Raw genomic sequence first — 18,434 nt, 5'->3', positions numbered from 1 at the left:
TCTGAGATAATACGAGTTGCAAGCTGTTCTGTTGACATCTCAAGTGAGAAGAAACCTACAATGCCCCCTTCATTTTCTTGGCTGTTATCATGACGCTTACAAGCATTGGCAATATTAAAAGCAATATTGGTCGCCAGAGAGGTTTTCCCCATTCCAGGGCGTCCAGCTATGATAATCAAATCGGATGGCTGTAGCCCTCCCATTTTCTCATCAAGGGTTTTGATATGGGTAGCTATCCCAGAAAGCTGTGAGGAACGCTTTTTTGCAGCGCTTGCCATGTTAAGTGCTTTTGCAATGGCTGTATCAAAGTTTTCAAACCCACCCCCATATTTCCCTTTTTCGGCGAGCTCAAATAACTGATTTTCAATCGTTTCAATTTGTTGGGTAGGCGTGAGCTCTACAGGAGCATCAAAAGCTGTATTGGCAACTTCATTGCCAAGATTAATCAAAGACCGGCGGATAAAAAGATCGTAAATAACGCGTCCATAATCTTCAGTGTTAATAATAGTGACTGCCTCTGTGGCTAAGCGAACAACATACTGGTATACAGTAATATCTCCAATTTTTTCTTCCATTTGGATATAGGGCTTGATTGTAATGGGGTTTGCAAGATGACCCTTTTGAATAATTTGTAAGACAATCTCAAAGATCTTTTGGTGTAGCGTTTCAAAAAAATGTTCTGCTTTGAGAAAGTCTGAAACGCGATCGAGTGCATTATTATTAATCAGGATTGCTCCAAGTAATGCCTGCTCCGCTTCAATATTATGGGGAAGTTGACGAAAAGAAGAAGCAAAATTATCTCTTGGATTTTCTGTTTTTAGCATGTTCAGTGTTCTCATTACTTTCTTTTCCCTTGTCTGGTGCCTCAAAGGTGATTTCTGTGGTGTATCCGCTTTGCTTCTCATAGCAGTGGGTGACGGTCGCGGCTTTCCATAGTCCATTGATTTGCCCACGAAACCCTTGCAATAAAAGAGGTTGATCCGCCATGATTTCAGGGCGTCCCTCAAGGGTCAAAGAACCACTGCCTACAGCACGACACAACCTGTCCGACTCGGAAGCAGCAGCAGCTCGTGCTTCCTCCTCACAAGTGTAACAAGTCCGTAAACGCCGCACGGGACCGCTAAACCCTGTCTGATGTTTGACTTGGCATTTCTGCCCTTTTGAGCGATCAAAATAAGAAGCTTCAATGGTGCCATATTGCGTACGTGGCTCTAGGGTAAATTCCCAGTTGGAACAGTCGTGCTTATGGATGTCGAGTGCTGGTAAATTATCTCCGCTTAAAAATAAAAACTTATTGTCCTTGATCAAAAAACGTGCCCGCATGCGATCGGCAAGGCGGGTTAAAAAATCAACCGCCGATTGATCTGTACGAATCACATAAGGCAAAGTTTGTTGAGTGAACTGAGGACTGACCTTTGCTTGATAGCCATGGCGTTTGGCAAGTGTCTCAACAATCTCACCAACAGTTTTGTGATCAAAATGCTCACTCACCTGTTCTTTGAGCTCTTTACGCATCGAGGCGCTTTTGCCACAAAGGCGCAAAATCTCTCCATCACTGCCACCACAACTTACAACCGACTCGACAACAAAACGCCCCATAAAGGCACTGATGCTGTTCTCATAGCCAAAAATCACTTGCAGAGTGCTGTTGCTTGAGGAAACCTCTAAATCATTGCCACTATCATCAAACTCTGCTTCAAATGTATCGGCTTTATTACACAACACATTGATTTATAATGATAATTTACTGTTTTGTATATTGAATGAGAGACCCGAATATTGTAAGATTCTCTCATTTCAAATCTGTTTATATTGCTGAAGTATTTTTTTCAATTTTTTCCTCAATCGTATTGTGTAAAATTAAAATAATCGGGATAGCCATAAAACAACAGATCAAAATAAATAAGCTAAAAATACATATAAAAGTAAAGATATCAAACTCTCTGCCCCCATCCAATACTTGGATAATGACCTTATCCAACATCTGGATAACAAAGTCTACTGCCAAAATGATAACAAATATGCAGATGATTATTTTATAGTCCTTCGATGAAAGGACCATAACTTCTTTAAACGCTAAAACTTCAGATTCTTTATCAAATGCTGAAGAGACTCCCAAAACCTTATTATCTGGATTTTAAAGCGTCTCATGAAATGGTTATGTTTCTTGTATTGTCATACTGGTCTCATTTTTTTCTTTCATTTTCGGAGCGTGTTTCTGGTGATTCTCCATATCTTTTCCATCTATCTCTTTCCGCTCTTTGACAGTTTCTGTTACACAAAAAACAAAGAGTCCCTATAATAACCATAACGGATATGATGAGTACTATTGCAAATCCCACCGTTCATTCCTTTTTCAATGAAATCGTTGTTCATCATCTCATGCATTTTTCCTCATTTGCATTAATGAACAACTTTGCTGTTTTCTTATCGAGATATTTTCTTCAAATTTTGAAGCCTATTGTTTAAACTATCAACTTCGTGATTGAGCCTTTCAAGTTCTTTATTGAGTCCATCAACATGTCCATGATGTTCAGAAATCACTTCTAAGTAATGTAACATTTGAGACTGATTTTTATGCTTATTTGCTTCACCTAGCCCTCGAAAGGCTTCTGTCCTTTTCTCAACATGCTCAAATAAAGTAAAAGCCTTCTCGAGCCGCTCAAAAACCGCATCATTGCGTTTTAGAGTTGTTTGATATTTATAAGAAAGTTGTTTGTTGTTTGGCATATTTTTCAGCAATGCCAAATAGAGTTCCTGCTGTTCAAGAGCTATTCTCTTCAAGTCGTCTATCATCATATTCAATATTTTCATGGTATCGTTCCATCCCCGTTCAGCATTTTCTTTTTCAAACTCGACTGAATCCAACTTTTGAACAGCATCATCGCGCTCCCTAACCACTTTGGAACAAAATAATTTATCTATACCCGTATAGCCATACGAGGTAGACAAAAAATATGGTAGCAAAAATATGATAAGCAATAAGCCTTCTCTAAACAGAACTTTTTTTGTAAACATTTTTTTATTTTTCTCTGAACACAACAATTTAAATAGACATATAAATTAATATCAAAATATTCATAATGAAATTTATTAAATCTATTTTAAATAATCTACAATAAAAATAAAAAATGATAAGTTGTACAACAATTAAATACGCTACACATAGAGTAAATCTATAAAAACTAATTTATTCAACAGAGTAGCCATGGAATTTTCTATCTAGTTTTATATCTCTAGAGGAGTAATTTAATCTTTTATCCATGACTTTAAAAGAGTTTAATACGATGCTATAAATAATTCAAAAATGACATTTTGATTAATAATCATATTAACAATGGTGAAATAATGAGTAGACAAAACAGATAAACACAACCAATGATATTGAAGGGTATAAAGGCTACTTTTAATATAGCTTTGCTTTTTATCAGCAGCAGTAAAAAGTTTGTGTTTTTTTACAAAGATTGAAATTTATTCATTTTTTATCGTATATTTTATGCTATCTTCCTTAAATTAATTAAAAGATCATAGAGTATTAAACTGATAGAATGCATTTTTCTCAAGCGGCATTTTTAGAGAAATGTTGATTTAATCAGTGAAGACAAACAATGAGCAAAGTTATAATTTGAAAAGACAGTATATAATGTTTATGATCAATGATCTAAATTAGAGACATGAATTGGGGGAGTTTGATCTTTCTTACAGCACAGTAGCTCAAAAAAACAGTAGATGAAGTTTAAAATTCACCATTACCCATCATAAGATGAAAGCTTTCATCCCACGTTTGATTTTTTTAAACTATTTTCTTGTCCTGTCTGTAATATCTAAAGAATATCTTCAAGCACTCATAAGCACTCTTTTAGGTTATCATTTCCATAATCAACGTAACGGTTATCGAGCTTCCATTAAAGATACTGTTTTGCAAAAGGAAATTGTCATTTCAGGATACAGAGGGATTTATGTATTTAGTCACAATATATCATGCACTCTTCCTCTTATATCAGGAATTTAATTCTTAATCGTAATGACGGGATTAAAAAGCACCTTGCGAGACAATCTTTTTAATAAATTTTTAATAAATAAAGTAAAGATGAATTCTGAAAAAAACTTTTTTAGACGTAAAGTGATACGGAGAAACAGTCAGAAAGAAAGGGGGGGGGGATTACAAATGTTGATGACTATAAAAAAAGATATCAAAAAATTACCAAAAACCGATTTATGGATCATTTGTGCTATTTCACCTGATCAGCAAAGAGAATGGATCCGTAAATGGTATATAAAAAATAAACAAGCCTCTATAAGTTCTAATTATGTCAATGATCTTGCCGTCCTAGGATCATTTTACAGATCTAGACAAAATGATTGCTATGAAAGCAACAGCCCCACAAGCACCCCCCCTCAAAAGATGACAATCTCATTTATGAGGCTTATGTTGCTCCTCATAATCACTTTAAAATTGCATCATTTGCTCTCATTAATACGCTTTGAAGTCTCATATAGACTAAGGGACCTTTTTAATTTTGGGGTGGTTATGGAAGCCTTCTTTCCACTGATCCCTGAATGGGGATATGAAACCGCTACCTTTTCACAGAAAAATATTCTTTTCAGTGGAAATTCTTATTGTACAATCTATGGAACAACACAATGAACAGACCACGCGCCCTTGCTCTCAACTATGGCTCCTATAATGCTGTCCGCATGCTGATCGGCGTTTACCATGCTATTTTTTTAATGTCCATGGGAGTTAGTCTGGCGCAATTAGCTCTGCTTCAGGTTGTCTTTTCCACCACTATTCTGCTGCTTGATTTTCCCTGCGCTGTTTTATCTGACAGATATCGACGTAAATATTCCGTTATGGCTGGGGTCTTTATGACAGGAGTATTTTATATTTTATGCCTTCAAGCTCCCAATATGACAGCACTTATTATTGCGCAAATTCTCTATGCAGCGGGCATTTGCATCATTGTCAGCGCCATTGACGGATGGATTTACCATTCTCTAGGCGATAAACAGGATCACTTTTCGCATTATGCTCATCTCTACCACCAGGTTAACTCTTTCGGAAGTATTCTCAGTGGGATTGTAGGAATTGGAACGATCTATTACTCTGGACAATATTTTATGGGATATATCATCTCATGCCTCATGATGGGATTTATTTTTTTGATATTCCTTATTGTTCCTGAAGAAAAGAAAACGACAATTGAAACGTCCAAAACAAAAACAATCTTGCACAATGCCAAGGAAACGCTCTGGATATTTCAAAATACAGTAGGAGGAGCATGGTTTATTTTCCTCATGTGCCTTTTTAGCGCTGGTATTCAGATTATTTATCATTTCTGGCAACCGATAATACTTTCAGGGGGAAAAATTCATCACCTCAACGGTTCGCAAATGCTCGTCTTGATGTGCTGCCATATTGGAGCCTTTTCAGCACAATATTTTTCAAATTTACTGATGTCTAAGTATCATGTTCTTGATAAAAAATATAAGAATTCTATAAAATATTTTTCCTTCTTTTCTGCTCTGATGTGCATAGCGCTCTATTTTTTAGTTCATAGCCATCAAACTGCTGCATCAGTCATCGCCTTCTCTTTAATCCATGGATTTATTTGCACTGTACCGATCGGAGCAAAAAGCTTATTTTTCTCAGAACTGAACCAAAAACAAACGCAACATATTTCTGGTATTGTTGGTGCTGTCTCTTTTAGCGGAAGAATATTTTCAATTACAGTATTAAGTATTATTTCTTTTCTTCCTGCAAAAGTTTCTCCATCTTACTACCTAATATTACCGACCATTACTTTTTTCATGTGTGGTTTGGTTGTCATGAAATGGATGAAACACTCTCACAAGTCTCTATGAAAGGAAAATTTTAAAATTATCACCTACAATATTTTCTTCTAAAAGAGATCGATACTTTTTTGAGAGCATTGCCACATCCAACTTTCAATATACAATGCAAATATAAAGCAATATGTTGATTTATAATGATACTCGAATATCGTAAGATTCTTTCTTTTAAAATCTGTTTTTATGGTTGGAACAATCAAAATCATTTGCTTGCATATCCATAAGTGGAGAAAGCCGTATAGATAAAAACGATTTAGAAAAGAAAAAATGCCTTTTATGAACTCTCATAGTCAAAATCTATAACAACAGGAAGGCAGATATATAATATGCCTCTTTGCATTTTCATAAGTATACAAATGGTGTGGCTTTATAAGGCTTTATGTGTCTCACAAAAACTTTTGTGTTTTATACCATTTACGAGGTGGCGTCGCAAAACAAGCTTATATACATTGAAAGATATCTCTTTAAAACAAGTGCATAAATTGGCAACACAAGTATATTTGTGTTTAGAACATGCTTTTTATATGAGAGGCATAATCCCAACGGAATAAACAAAAGCGTGAGATACGCAATCTTCATTATTTAAAGGACACGACCATAGAGATTCATGAAATTTGTAAAACTGAATTAATAAGATGATGATAAAAATGGGAGCTCATTTCCATCTTTTCCGTTTTCATATTTTTTTCAAAATTAAAAGATCCTTCCGTTTTTAGAAATAACTCGCTAACAGATATATACAATATTTTCTCCCCTATTTGATATATAAAAGCTGACATAACCGATAAAGCAGTAAACCATCTTAAATATTGATCTCAAATATGCCGTTGTATAAGGAATAGGTGTTGATTGACACGCAAAAGCAAAAGCTTAGTAAAACAACGTCATAAAATAATAAATATGCCACCAAACGATTGAAACGACATAGGGAGATCAAAAACACTTTGTAGAACCAAATCCGTAACATATCTAGCTTTACGGCCGCTTATTCTTACAAACGTTCATGCTGCTCCCTATATCCATAAAATAAATAAGCAATCCTTAGCTAAAAAATATGCAACGTCAATGTGATTGCTATAACAGAGCTTCGCTTTCTCCTTTATCAACAATAGCAATTTACATGAAACATCTTGCGCTTAAAATATCCCCCATTGGTTTTGCTTTAGTTTACACCATTAGAAAAGAAATTTTTGTAACTTGTTTCATGAAACATAAAATTAAAAATCAACACAGGAATTAAGAAAATGAGCAACCACACGCGCTGCTAATACAGGTATTACAATTTCGCACATAAATTTAGATGGAAGGAAGATAAAATAGCACCACTCTATAGCAGAGTAGCTGATAGAAAACGCCTAGCAAGAAAAGCAATCAAAAAACTTCACAAAATTGAGATTGGTAGAAAAGCAAATGAGCACAAATCACTGAAAACAAAATTCCTATACACAATCAACTGCTTTTATAACAATAGATGGCGGAGAGGAAGAGATTCGAACTCTCGAGAGCCTTTTGAGCCCTACTCCCTTAGCAGGGGAGCGCCTTCGACCACTCGGCCACCTCTCCAACAGAGAGGCATAAATGGTATCAACAGAAAGTTCAAGACATTTTCGATTTTTTTCCCAAATATCTGAAAATTTTTCTCCTATTGATCCCATAGGGAGCAAAAGTTAATAAAACAAGAATTGTGTCTTTTTTACCACAGCATCTCGAATAGTACATATATATATTACAAAAAGGTAATTTCATATTTGAAACTCTAAAAAGATTAGTTATAGCTAAGATAACAAGTGCTGCGTATTTTACTTATGTCTTTGTCCTTAATGCGTTAGGCAAATGGTACTCTTTAGAAGAAATTTAACCGGACCGCGGAGATCCCATATGAATATTAAATCCCTCTTTTTAAGCTCTACAGCAGCTTTTTTAGCAATTTCTGGAGCACATGCTGCTTCAACAGTTATCGCCGAACCCGAACCTGTAGAATATATTCGCGTTTGTGATGCCTACGGAAAAGGATATTTCTATATCCCTGGAACAGAAACCTGCATGCGTTTATCAGGAAATGTTCGTACTGATTTTATAGGCGGTAATAATATCGATGCAACAACCGAAACTGAACTAAGAGACAAAAGAAAAACCTACGGCGCCGCATCACGGCTCACCCTTGTTTTTCAAGCAGCTTCTGAAACAGAAATGGGAACACTTCGTTCATATGCAAGAATTTATTCAAACTGGGGTGATGGTAGAGACAACGCTGCTGCAAAGCTTGCCGCGGCTTACATTGAACTGGGTGGTTTTCGCGTAGGTCTTGATGACACAATTTTCAACAGCTGGACTGGTGATTATGGAGATGTTCTCAATGATGACAGCATAGCGCCTGCCGGCACAACACGCACCAATTTTATTTCCTACACCTTTAATGGTGATTCCGGCTTTTCTGCTATTATCGGCGCTGAATTAGGCAATAATGCAGATTCTCTTCCAGGAATAACAGGATACTACATTGATAAAGATGATAAGCTTGTTTCTATCACTGAGGGTACTCTTCCAAGTAAAGCAATTAAAAATTACACCCCGAATGTGATTTTGGGTATAAAGTTCATGCAAAAATGGGGTGGTTTTTCAGCAGTTGCAGCATATGATGCTTACTACAAAAAGTGGGCTGGAAAAGTACGTGCAGATTTCAATGTCAACGATCGTTTCAATCTATGGGTAATGGCTGGCTATAAAAATGGCCTTGATTACTACACAGTAAATACAAAAAATGAATTATCACGACAAAGCACAACGATTTATGCAAACTGGGGTGGTAAATGGGCTGCTTGGGCGGGTGCCACTTACAAGCTTACTCCAAAAGCAAATTTGAATGCTCAAGTTTCTTATAGTGCTGTAAAAACCTTTGCAACTTCTGTAAATATTACATACACGCTGGTTCCAGGATTTGTGATTACACCTGAATTAACCTATGTTTCTTGGAATGATGATCGCGTTGTGACGGATAAAAATAATGATGAAAAACATTTATTCAATAAGAAAAGTGCTTTTCAAGGTATGATCCGTTTACAGCGTTCATTCTAATCCTATTTAAGCTACAGCTTTTAAAAACTGGCAACATGGTTTGCCAGTTTTTATTTTTGGAATCAAATATCATGAATATCTTTTCCTGATACGTATTGTCTTGTCTCTCGGAAAAAAACGACTTAGTTTCATAAAACTACTCTCAGAAGATTAACCCTGATATGCTTGATAAGAGCACTTTACACGGGCGTTTACACATCACTTCAAACATAATCTCTTCCTTGCCCTTTAAAGCATGAGCAGACCCTTTTGCTTTATGACCAAATTGGTCTTTCTTAGCAATTTACTTCTAACCTTTGTTAATTTAGGTCATGAACTTCTCTGGTCAATTCTGTACTGAACAGATAAAATATTGAAAAAAACAAGACATCATTGTGTTTTTGATATGCCTGAATGTGTCTTCTATCAACACTCTAAAACACAATGTTTTATAACACGGCTTCATTAAAAAACTTAATCATCAAGAAACATGCTGTCAAAACGATGCAAATATTCCCTAAAGCAATAAAAGAGAAAAGCGATATATCTTCAAAAAATGAATTGACCTCTTCCCCTTCTAAAGAATAAAGCCCCTATCAGGAGCAATCTGTAAATACCCCTATTTTTCCTGAACCTACATCACATTGATTTATAATCATAATTTATTATTTTTCATGTTTCAATCAACCAAAACCTTTCACTTGTACAACAAGCGGAGAGAGCCGTGTGAATAAAAACGAGTAAAGAAAACCCTTTTATGAATCGTTTTAAACTCCAAGGGCTATAGTAACATTGAGATCTGACAAAATGTACGATAGTGCTAGGCACTTTTATTAAGCATAAAAATGAGGATACACTTCATAGAGGATTTTAGATTATATTCTCTATAAACGTCGCTGTAAAATATGTGTTGTAATACGCATTAAAAGACATTGCTTTAAAACAAGCATGGAAATATACAACACAAGTCCATTTTATTTGAAGCGTTTTATCCTGCGTAAGGAGCATGCCATCATATACGCAACATCTTGACTTTACGCGTTTTTAAAGGAAGAAAAGAAACCGTAAATTTAATCTCTGCAAATCATAAAGCATTCTATAGCTTTATGTTTCCATAAAACGCCTTATACCGTACAGGGGATTTTTTACACGATTAATGCCTTTTTTACATAAAGCCCATTGGCAAAAAGCAGCCTCTCTTGATAACAAAAAGGCTTACACGTAATCATAAGCCATATTTTCAATTAAAACGCATTGAATTCACGGAAAATACTTATCAACCAATGCATAAAGAATTGCTGCTGTTTCAACATCTAGAATCCCATCATAATTTTCTTGACGAAAATGAAGTTGAAATGCTCGGATCAAATCTTTGTATCCTGTTTGGGGACACGCAGCAGAAATGTCATATCCATAACATTTTAGCTTCGCCAAAACATCTTCTTTGGGTGGAAAATTCTTAGAGAATTGCTCTTGATAATGACTTTTTAGTTCATCATCATACCATGCTCCTATACCTGCCTTATAAAGTTCTTTCCATGGAAAAGCTGCTCCTGGATCACTTTTTCTTCCAATGGCAATATCACTATGTCCCACCACATCAGTTGGCATAATATCGGGATACCGTTGAAGAATATTTAAGGCAAGTTCCTTAACGGCATCAATTTGTATTGGATTATAAGGAGGAAATATCCCCCCCTCATCATGATAAGCCATAAAACCAACTGTCTCTTCTGGAGACTCAGAATGACCCGTCGCTAAATTAACGATTTCAATCCCGATAGACGCATCATTGAGATGACTATGCCCAGCCCATGAACTCACACCCGCATGCCATGCACGCTCATTTTCATCGACCAGATTAAAAATACGCATGTCCTTAAAGCCTGCCTCACGATATGTCTGCTCTGAAGGATCAGGAACAAGATAGTGTGCACTAACCTTTTCTCCTGTAAGCGCCATAATCGAGGCTTTAAAATCAAGAGCCGTATAATGCATGACGAGAAAACGAACGCGACGATTAAAACTCTTGACAGAACGATAACTGTTGTAATCAATCTGATACATAAAAGCCCTTTCTTTGTTGCTTAAAAAGACCACTGCGCACCACAACAGATAGGACACGAACTGTTAAAAATTTCGCAATGAACTTCCTAATCTAGATACTAAGAATTACGCCTAAAATTTGTTCATCAAAAACATTGACACTCTTATCAACAATTAAGACACATTTTTATTTCTCCCCCACACACGCGTAAAATGTTTTTAACCACATTCACAAATACACCGCATTAAATCTTTTCCCCAAACAAATTCCTACAAATTACCAATCGAAAAGAAAACAAAAGCGTAAAATGATCACTCATTAAATCTTCACGTCTTACAGAAAAAATAATTCTTCCTGTTATCAAATTGAAAAATATCGCCCCTCGGAAGCGAACACCCAACGATCATGCAATCACACAAAAACTTAAAGGAAAAATTTTATGAGCTCTTTACAGCAATTTATTATCAGATCACGGAACGGCACATGTTCACAATAAAACTCTTCACGGACATATTGTTCAATAAAATTTGCAAAGCTTTCCTGTAAATGACACAATTTCTTGTCTTTTCACACCATCGCTTTTTGATTTACAAAGAATCTGAATTATCTACAACGCTTGAGGCACATGAAGTCTCTGGATTCCTTGTCATCAGCTCTATGAAATATAACATATTGATTTATAATCATAATTAATCATTATAAATATTGAATGTAGCGAACCTAATATCGTAAAGTTTTTCTTAATATTGAATCAATCAAAGTCATTTAATGACACATCAAAAGAAAGTTTAACCTATAGATAAAAACCACTGAAGAAAAGAATAAAAATACTTCTTATAATAGAACGTTTAATAATTTAAGAAATATTGTTACGTCCCCATAGAGGTTCATTTTTTCTTCTCCGTTTTCAAATATCTTTTTAAGACAGCCCAAGCTGCATATTCTTGTAAGACGACACCTAAAAGTGGTCGCGTATAGGGAAAAGTAATATGATCCTCACCATAACCTTTCATCCGTATAGCCATGGTAGCATGTCCAAGGCTTTCTTCTTGATTTTCTAATGTCTCGATAGAAGGTTCTAGGCTCACTTCAACCTCAAGCAGTGGAATATCTTGTTTACCTTTTTCTATGGGCTGAAAATATTCTAAAAGCCGCGGATCATTGGCAGACCAATGAACCTCAACGTGCATTGCTAATTGTTTACAAGCAGTAGTAACTTCTGCACCAACCAAATAGGGATGAAAATGACTTTCAAATTCTTCCACGAAATGTTGTTCCAAGGGCGCTTCTGATTGACCAACAAGCTGTACAAGAACATAGGGGCTTTTCCATAAAAAATGCCGTTCAAAGGGCTCATTTTCAAGATGATCATCAACCCACTGCGCAATTGTACTTTCATCAATTCCAATCAAAGTCCATGCATACCCCGCACGCGATACAGAAGAATATTTCTTCTCATTGTGTTCTAAATAATTCTCTAAAAGCGCAAGAGCCTGTGATGGTGGACCAGGCAAAACAACAAGCGTACTTCCATCGCAAGAGAGATAAAAGCCTGGTGCTGTGCCTGTAGGATTATCAAGCACGGTTGCTGTCTCAGGAAACAATGCTTGACGCGCATTACTCTTATCCACCAAAATCCCTAATCGTTGTAATTGACCTTTTATTGTTTGCCAAACATCTTCATGATGTAGTAAAGGCTGCTTTACAGCTTGAGCAACTCCATCGCGTGTTATGTCATCTGATGTTGGTCCCAATCCCCCACTGATAATGATAAGATCTTCTTGTCCAAGACAAGCAACAACAGTCTCACTGATTTGCTGTAATTGATCAGCACAAACAAAATGACGTGTGACTTGAATATTTCTCTTGTTCAAGCTTTGGCTTAAATCTTGTAAATTCGTATTCAAATATTGTCCTGAAAGGAGTTCATCACCAACAGTGATAATCGCCGCACGACAAACAAAGACAGGCTTCACAAGAGAATTGCGAACAGCTTCAGCCATTTGACGGGTAGAGGCGACACCTCCAAGATCATAGGTAACGGTTTTTCCAGCACGAATAACCTGATCAACACTCTCAGATAATTGTTTTGCTGCATCTTTAAAGCCTAAATGCTCTAAGAGTAAAGCCGTGGTATAAAGCATCGCAGAAGGATTTGCTTTATTTTGTCCAGCAATACGTGGTGCGCTTCCATGAACAGGTTCAAAACAAGCAATCTCGCTCCCCACATTCGCATGAGATGCAAGCCCCAATCCCCCCATTATCCCAGAGCCAAGATCAGAGAGAATATTGCCAAACATGTTTTCAGCAACAATCACACCAAACCGCTCTGGCTTGGTTGCAATCCACAAAGCAACCGCATCAACATTATGAATATCTGCTTCAATTTCCGGATAGTTTTGCGCAATTTTCTCAAAAATTTCCTGAGCAAATTGTCCACTTTCTCGCATAACATTGGGCTTATCAGCAAAAGTAACGCGCCTAAAGCTATATTTCCTTGCATAAGAAAAAGCATATTCAAATAACCGCTCTAAACCAAAGCGTGTCTGCAAACGGACTGTCCACGCAGCTTCCTCAAGCCCATATTTTGTCAAATTTGGATGTTTTAGCCAAACGGCTTTTTCAGGAGAAATACCCCGAAAATCCAATCCAGCATAAAGGCCTTCACTATTTTCTCTGATAACACAAAAATGAAAAGGTTTTCTCGGACCAAAGATGTATCTTACAGGACGTATATTTGCAAACAAACCTAACTTTTGGCGAAGTTGAAGTGCGGGAGCAACATAGGCAAGGTTTTTCTCTTTTAAATGCGGAGCAAGTTCTTTTAAAGCCGCTTCTTTTCCTTTATTGGTCACAGCACCAAGTAAAATAGCATCACTCTGAGTAATTTTTTGCCAAGTCGCTTGAGGGACAGAATTTCCTTCCTGTTTCCAACATTCAAAACCAATATCACCATAAGTCAATTCAATCGGCAATTGAAATTGCTCTAAAACCATCAACGCAGCATCACAAACCTCTAGGCCTATCCCATCACCAGGTAAGACAAGAACTTTCTTTTTCATAGTCCCTCCATCCACTCATCAATGACTGCATCCGTCATAGTAGGATTATCCTCCCACAAACGCGTACCAGCACCAGAGATAAGCTTATATTCATGATTCAGATTATGACTTTTTGTCTGATTATCTACCGTTGCAAGTTGCGACTTTTCTCCCACTAAAGCTAAAAACTTCCCCTTATACTTAACTATTTCATCTCTAGCATCTATTTCTAATAAGAGTTTAAACCCTCTTGTCATGCGTTCAATTGCCACGCTTTTTTGTTTATCGGGAATCTCCAATAAAACTCTTTTTTTCATAATGCCAGAAGGATGCATAAAACCATTGAGTATTTCCAAAGCCCCCGATAAATCATTATTTTCTAAGGAGGCAAAAATATCTCCAAGGCGCCGTTGCAAAACCTTATCTGGATAGCCAGGTGCATTCACAGCAAGCACAGCTTGAACATTGGGAAGCTGGGCTGCCAATATTTGTACCAATGTTCCAGCCATAGAAAATCCCACAAGCACTGCGGGCTCTTTAAAATAGCTTTTAAGTTTTTCTGCCATAAAAGATAAAATGTCTACAGCAGAATAATTGAGAACATGAGAACCCTTAGGAAAAAGAGAAAGCGTATCCAGCAGAGTGACAGGGAATCCTTTTGTTGAACATAGCTTTGTCAATGGAGAACAAAAAACACCACCATCCCAAATTGGCATTACAGGAGAGAGAATAATAATAGGAAGTCCCATTGATCAATTCCTCCCCTTATTTTTAAACATGCATTAGAGCCAGAACTTTTCCTACCCAATATAATGAAAATATGTTGAAATTCTATGCTCATATTCTCCCCTCATAATAATCGATTTGTTAAACTCAAACTAAGCTTGTAACAAATTTTAAACCCACTCAATCCAGAAACTTAATAAAAAAAATTCATCTAATGTACAGGTGCCCCATTTGTGTAAAACATCAAAAGCATTTCCGCATAATGCTTTCTTTTTATCATTTCACTCAGCTTATTTCTGAAGTCATAAAATGACGCGCTTTTTGAATATAAATGATAAAACCAATCATACAACACACAGCTAACAAAGTTGCCATAGCCCGTGGGCTATGACCAGAGATTTTTCCGATAACCGCTGCACTGAGTGCCGCACTTCCTAATTGCAAAGATCCCATAACACCAGAAGCCGCTCCCGCAGCTTTCGGATGCGATGAAATAGCCAACGCTGTTCCTAACGGCAATAAAAAACCATTTCCAAAAGTAAGAACAGCAATAGCCATAAAACTTGTCACAAGGGGCCATGGGCTTAGATACATTTGCAAAGCAAACAGCACACCACCTATCACAAAAATAATGTACCCTCTGCCCACAGTTTTTTCCATAGACTCGCGTTCAAAAAACCATCGCGCCAAAAGATTTCCCAAAATATAGGGAAACGAAACACCAATATAGCTATAACTAATGTGTATCGGCGATAACCCCAAAGTCGTGAGTAAAAAAGGCGACTCCACAATATAAGCAAAATAGGCAGCGTAAGAAAAACACGGAATAAGTGCATAAAAAATAAATTGTTTATTTCTGAAAACACCTAAATATGCCTTCATCAATCCTATAGGAGAAAAATGCTGCCGTTTTTGAGGGGGTAGAGTTTCGCTTAGCACAAAACAACATAGCAAAATGGTCAAAAATATAAAAAAGCTTAAAAAGATAAAAGTTGCCTGCCAATGAAAAGCTTGTATCAAAAGTCCACCAATGAAAGGTGCAAGCGCTGGTGACATTCCAATAAAAGGGAAAACAATCAAATAAAGTTTTCCAGCCGCTTTTTTATCCAACAAATCATTGATAATTGCACGACTTAAGACAAGTCCCGCACAAGCACCAAGACCTTGCAAAAAACGTAACACAAGAAAAGCGTGAATATGAACCGTATAAATCACACCAAGTGTCGTAAATAACCACAAGAATAAGCCCAATAGAAGTGTTTTTTTACGCCCAAAATTATCACTCAGCGGCCCATAAATGAGCTGTCCAAGTGCCAATGCCAACAAAAAAACCGCCACTGCACTTTGAATTTGAGATTGTGTCACTTGATAATATTGACGCATATCGCCCAGTGCTGGTAAAAAAATATCGGTAGAAATCAAACCTCCTGTTGATAAACATACGATAAGTATAATGAATGGTAATGTATATTTATGTTTCATCAGGAAAGTCACATTTCTTAAATTTAAAAATATTTAAATTTTACGTTTATAGAAAAATAATAATTTATATTTATAAATATAAAGCTATTTTAACTTTATCCACAGGGAATAAAATAATCAATTTTCTTTATTCTTTTACTTTATTCGAGAATAATTCAGCTTGTTGATACATAAATCCAGTGTATGATCCGCACGCACACACTCAACACGTAAATAAACACTTAGTGCTTCACTTTATAATTAATTTTAAAGCATAGCAAATCGCAATTTTAAAACTATACGCAAAAGAAGCTAAAAGATCAAAACTCTCCTTCAGAGATATATTTCCCAATCCGAAATAGCGCATTTTGTTGTATTCATGTTGCCCTATCTTCATCAGCTTTTTTCATTGATATCATCAACAAAAACGCTCCCAAACTCTATCCCTCTCCATGATAACAACATCACTTTCCCGACAACATCTTTTATCAGAATTGGTTTACAACGCTCAAAGAAAAAAGAAGCCACAAACTCCCTTTCCTCAAAACTCCCCACGCAAATATTATTGTAACAATACAGCATATAATAATGGCTCATGAAGAAGTCTTTATCAACACAAATAATTGAGCAAATAAACTTAATAGCCCACTAATATCATAAAGCAAATTGTGCTTCTATCTCGCTCTAAAATCTAAATTCATCTTGTCCATTTTGTTAGAATTTCATTCTACATAGCCAGCACAAAGTTTATTGCCTAAGCTATTGACAAACATGCTATAATAAAAATTTGATAAATCATTCTGCATCTAATTTAGAAAGCAAGGAGAAGCTAGTAATGAATATAACAGAACGAGCCATGTAGCAATTACTTGTACCTATTAAAGTGGAAGGAAAGACATACACAGAAATCACCTTACGCCGCCCGAAATTTAAAGACTTAAAAGCAATACAGAGCAAAGAAGGTGACGAGCAATCAATTGAAATGATCGCATGTCTTTCAGGGTGGTCCTATAATGCCATCAGTAAACTTGGTGTTCGTGATTTTTTAAACATTAAAGACATTGACGGGCCTTTAATTTAAAAAAAAGTATTAAAAAAACTTGATAAAATGAATACAATCATAAAAATCCCATCCCTAAAAATCCTATCCTTAGAAACTCAATTTTCTAAACATCTCAAAAACTTTATAAACAAAGTAAATGCACCCATAAAAAGCATAATGGATGAATGTATTTTAATCGACAGTAAACCCGAAAAACGCACAAGTAACCTTTACACAAATACATTTGAAACAGAAGACATGAACAACTGCAAATGCAAAAGTGAAAACCTGTAGCACCTATGAACCGATTACAGTTCATAATCCCTACGTCATAAAGGTGGAACGCATGACCTTTACAAAAGGCACTTTCTTAGTACAAGATGGTCCATCGAACCAAATTTATCTCTCAAATCAAAGTGCTCTTACATCGTATAAAAAAACTGCGGGCGAAACTAAAAAACAACCTTTGGAGAGAATCTCGAAACTTTTGGACATTGTCTCAAAACTTTTCAACTTTCCTCTCTGGTTTTGGGAGTTTTTACTCAAAGAACTTAGAAAATTTTTCTAGCATTGTTTTGATATAGAGCAATAAGAGAAGGAAAAACAGCTTAGAACACTAATGTTTCTTCCTTCTCTTTTATCTCTCATAGCTTTTTGAATTGAATACTTTTGATATTTATTTTGAATAATTGAAGCATTCTTTTAATTATAAGTACAATATAAAAAACTAAAATTTTAGAAGACGCGCTGTTTTTACAAAAAAATGAATAATAAAATAAAGACTCCAGAATTTTACTTTTTACCTTCAAACATAATCAATGATGGAAAAGCGTTTACAAAGTTTTCCTCAAGCAGTATCTGGGACATTACTTGAAAGAAAAGCATTAAGAGAGCTTACTTTTAAGCTAAGGGGGAAAGATTAAACTTCACAACGACATTCAATCTTTTAAACATTGCAGTACAGAACGGGAAAAGAGAGCCATACCCCCATAGACCGTTTACCCCCCATCAACTAAAATTCTCGATAAACTGGTATTATCAGTTCTAGACTGGAGTCATGTAAGAAGAATTTTAAGTAATGATCACCGTCTTGTTTTCGATGTTTTCTGTCCTTTTTGGCGCATATCTATTCACTTTTGGAACATAATTTGCAAAAAGGCATTGTATCTCCAGCATATTCAAGGAGATAAAACATGGAAACTCGCATTCC

The 18,434-nt window shown here is 36.1% G+C and carries 10 protein-coding genes, 1 tRNA gene and 2 pseudogenes; 5 read left to right on the top strand and 8 right to left on the bottom strand.

What is annotated here, in order from left to right; all coding sequences use genetic code 11:
• The 3 genes and pseudogenes from ACFIJZ_RS08475 to ACFIJZ_RS08465 form a co-directional block, all read right to left on the bottom strand.
• A partial coding sequence (locus ACFIJZ_RS08475) for a DnaB-like helicase N-terminal domain-containing protein (protein WP_375631649.1) occupies window positions 1-839 on the bottom strand: 839 nt, incomplete at its 3' end.
• Window positions 796-1,716, bottom strand: a pseudogene (locus tag ACFIJZ_RS08470) (phage late control D family protein); the annotation flags it as partial. The gene ACFIJZ_RS08475 and the pseudogene ACFIJZ_RS08470, both read right to left, overlap by 44 nt.
• Window positions 1,717-2,427: 711 nt before the next feature.
• Window positions 2,428-2,952 (bottom strand): DUF5930 domain-containing protein, encoded by a 525-nt coding sequence (locus ACFIJZ_RS08465; protein ID WP_375631647.1) that lies wholly within the window; start codon window positions 2,950-2,952, stop codon window positions 2,428-2,430.
• A 1,222-nt stretch (window positions 2,953-4,174) separates the two neighbouring features.
• Here ACFIJZ_RS08465 and ACFIJZ_RS08460 point away from each other — a divergent pair.
• The 3 genes and pseudogenes from ACFIJZ_RS08460 to ACFIJZ_RS08450 form a co-directional block, all read left to right on the top strand.
• Window positions 4,175-4,648: a hypothetical protein gene (locus tag ACFIJZ_RS08460; RefSeq protein WP_375631645.1), complete on the top strand. Its 474-nt coding sequence runs from the start codon at window positions 4,175-4,177 to the stop codon at window positions 4,646-4,648.
• A complete protein-coding gene (locus tag ACFIJZ_RS08455; RefSeq protein WP_375631643.1) occupies window positions 4,645-5,865 on the top strand; it encodes an MFS transporter in 1,221 nt (406 codons plus the stop codon). Before ACFIJZ_RS08460 ends, ACFIJZ_RS08455 begins: the two co-directional genes overlap by 4 nt.
• A gap of 1,236 nt (window positions 5,866-7,101) precedes the next feature.
• Window positions 7,102-7,241 (top strand): annotated as a pseudogene (locus ACFIJZ_RS08450) (integrase); the annotation flags it as partial.
• An 84-nt stretch (window positions 7,242-7,325) separates the two neighbouring features.
• Here the strand turns inward: ACFIJZ_RS08450 and ACFIJZ_RS08445 are convergent.
• Window positions 7,326-7,416, bottom strand: a tRNA-Ser gene (locus ACFIJZ_RS08445).
• 315 nt (window positions 7,417-7,731) lie between these two features.
• On the opposite strand from ACFIJZ_RS08445, the gene ACFIJZ_RS08440 reads away from it, so the two are divergent.
• A complete protein-coding gene (locus tag ACFIJZ_RS08440; protein WP_375631641.1) occupies window positions 7,732-8,928 on the top strand; it encodes a porin in 1,197 nt (398 codons plus the stop codon).
• A gap of 1,239 nt (window positions 8,929-10,167) precedes the next feature.
• Here the strand turns inward: ACFIJZ_RS08440 and ACFIJZ_RS08435 are convergent.
• The 4 genes from ACFIJZ_RS08435 to ACFIJZ_RS08420 form a co-directional block, all read right to left on the bottom strand.
• Window positions 10,168-10,974 carry an N-acetylmuramoyl-L-alanine amidase gene (locus tag ACFIJZ_RS08435; RefSeq protein WP_273791536.1) on the bottom strand — a complete coding sequence of 269 codons (807 nt, stop codon included), beginning with the start codon at window positions 10,972-10,974 and terminating at the stop codon, window positions 10,168-10,170.
• Between the two features lie 867 nt (window positions 10,975-11,841).
• Window positions 11,842-14,016, bottom strand: a complete 2,175-nt coding sequence (locus ACFIJZ_RS08430; protein ID WP_375631639.1) for an isocitrate/isopropylmalate family dehydrogenase — start codon at window positions 14,014-14,016, stop codon at window positions 11,842-11,844.
• Complete coding sequence (locus tag ACFIJZ_RS08425; RefSeq protein ID WP_375631637.1) at window positions 14,013-14,744, bottom strand: alpha/beta fold hydrolase; 732 nt, start codon at window positions 14,742-14,744, stop codon at window positions 14,013-14,015. Before ACFIJZ_RS08425 ends, ACFIJZ_RS08430 begins: the two co-directional genes overlap by 4 nt.
• A gap of 262 nt (window positions 14,745-15,006) precedes the next feature.
• Entirely contained in the window at window positions 15,007-16,203 is a 1,197-nt protein-coding gene (locus ACFIJZ_RS08420) for a multidrug effflux MFS transporter (protein ID WP_375623999.1), read from the bottom strand.
• 862 nt (window positions 16,204-17,065) lie between these two features.
• Here ACFIJZ_RS08420 and ACFIJZ_RS08415 point away from each other — a divergent pair.
• On the top strand, window positions 17,066-17,263 hold the full coding sequence (locus ACFIJZ_RS08415; protein WP_375631635.1) for a phage tail assembly protein: 198 nt from the start codon (window positions 17,066-17,068) through the stop codon (window positions 17,261-17,263).
• Window positions 17,264-18,434: the final 1,171 nt, after the last annotated feature.

Source organism: Bartonella sp. CL70QHWL (assembly GCF_042194855.1).
In the GTDB taxonomy this organism is placed as follows: domain Bacteria; phylum Pseudomonadota; class Alphaproteobacteria; order Rhizobiales; family Rhizobiaceae; genus Bartonella.
This window is presented reverse-complemented; position numbering and strand designations above follow the sequence as displayed.

What these genes read in the sequence shown, in the direction of transcription:
- ACFIJZ_RS08460 (WP_375631645.1), top strand. Translation starts at nt 4,175, where the DNA reads ATGACTATAAAAAAAGATATCAAAAAATTACCAAAAACCGATTTATGG.
- ACFIJZ_RS08455 (WP_375631643.1), top strand. Translation starts at nt 4,645, where the DNA reads ATGAACAGACCACGCGCCCTTGCTCTCAACTATGGCTCCTATAATGCT.
- ACFIJZ_RS08440 (WP_375631641.1), top strand. Translation starts at nt 7,732, where the DNA reads ATGAATATTAAATCCCTCTTTTTAAGCTCTACAGCAGCTTTTTTAGCA.
- ACFIJZ_RS08435 (WP_273791536.1), bottom strand. Translation starts at nt 10,974, where the DNA reads ATGTATCAGATTGATTACAACAGTTATCGTTCTGTCAAGAGTTTTAAT.
- ACFIJZ_RS08430 (WP_375631639.1), bottom strand. Translation starts at nt 14,016, where the DNA reads ATGAAAAAGAAAGTTCTTGTCTTACCTGGTGATGGGATAGGCCTAGAG.
- ACFIJZ_RS08425 (WP_375631637.1), bottom strand. Translation starts at nt 14,744, where the DNA reads ATGGGACTTCCTATTATTATTCTCTCTCCTGTAATGCCAATTTGGGAT.
- ACFIJZ_RS08420 (WP_375623999.1), bottom strand. Translation starts at nt 16,203, where the DNA reads ATGAAACATAAATATACATTACCATTCATTATACTTATCGTATGTTTA.